Annotated in this window: 1 protein-coding gene; it reads left to right on the plus strand. The window is 55.9% G+C overall.

What is annotated here, in order from left to right:
- Window positions 1-80 precede the first annotated feature (80 nt).
- Window positions 81-1,288, plus strand: a protein-coding gene (locus LWH94_RS19165) for an IS3-like element ISMaq2 family transposase (protein ID WP_232903304.1) whose coding sequence is annotated in 2 segments (ribosomal slippage) — window positions 81-408 and window positions 408-1,288 — 1,209 coding nt in all. Because the reading frame shifts where the segments join, the coding sequence is not laid out codon by codon here.
- Window positions 1,289-1,319: the final 31 nt, after the last annotated feature.

Genomic DNA, 1,319 nt, shown 5'->3' on the forward strand with positions numbered 1-1,319 from the left:
TGTAGTAGCCCCCATTTAAACCGGACACCTTGGTAGAAGCAAAGGCCTAGGCATAGACCTAGTGCAAAGGAGTGTCCAAGGTGGAGAGAATCGAAGTCATAACCGGAGTGCAGCGCCGTCGCCGGTATTCCGCGCAGGAGAAAGCATTCATGGTTGCAGAGTGTGAGCAGCCAGGCATGTCGGTATCGCTTGTAGCCCGGCGTCATGGTATATCAGCAAGTCTGTTGTTCCGTTGGAAGAAGCTGATGAAAGACGGTGGCATGTCCGCGATTGAATCCGGTGATGAGGTTGTAAGCGCATCCGAGGTGAAAGCCCTGAACAAGAAGGTTCGGGAGCTGGAGCGGATGTTGGGCCGCAAGACGATGGAAGCTGAAATACTCCGGGAAGCCCTGGAGGTGGCTCAGTCAAAAAAGTTGATCTCGCGCATGCCGTTGCTGCCACCGGACGATACCCTCTGAAGCGGGTTGCGGAAGTGCTGAAGGTATCGCGCTCCAATCTTCTGGATCGCCTTCATGGTCGCCAGAAAGGCCGAAGCCCGAGATACAGCAAACAGGACGATGACCGGCATTTACCGTTTATCCGTGAGCTGTGCGAGGCCCGTGCTGCCAATGGCTATCGAAGGATCACGGCTCGACTGAATCGGTTGCTCGCAGCCAACGATGAGCGAGTAAACCACAAGCGCGTGTACCGACTGATGAAGCAGGATGGGCTGCTGTTACCCCGGTATACAGGGCGACCTCAAGAGCGCTGCCACAATGGCCAGGTTATTACGTTGAAGCCGGACCTTCGCTGGTGCTCAGATGGCTTTGAGATCCGCTGCTGGAACAAGGAGGTTGTCCGTGTAGCCTTCAGTCTGGACTGCTGTGATCGCGAGCTGATGCGCTATGTAGCGACTACTGGTGGCATCACTGGTGAGATGGTTCAAGACCTGCTGCTGGAAAGCTTGGAATACCGGTTCGGCCAGTCAGAGGGAGTGCCTCATCCGCTGGAATGGCTGACGGACAATGGCAGTTGCTACATTGCCAAAGAAACGCGAGCCTTCGCGTCCTCTCTGGGGTTTGTAGTGTGTACTACACCGGTGAGAAGCCCTCAGAGCAACGGCATGGCTGAGGCCTTCGTGAAGACGTTCAAGCGGGACTATGTGTACCTGAACGATCTTCCTGATGCCGCCACGGTGATGGCCAGGTTGCCGGAATGGATCGAGGACTATAACCGCAGCCACCCGCACAAGGGGCTAAAAATGAAATCGCCCTGGGAGTACCGGGCGGAACTGGCATCAAACGAATGAGGTGGTGTCCGGTTTAGCGGGGGCAACTACA

Origin of the sequence: Marinobacter sp. G11 (genome assembly GCF_021282325.1) — a bacterium.
Classification (GTDB): Bacteria; Pseudomonadota; Gammaproteobacteria; order Pseudomonadales; family Oleiphilaceae; genus Marinobacter; species Marinobacter vinifirmus.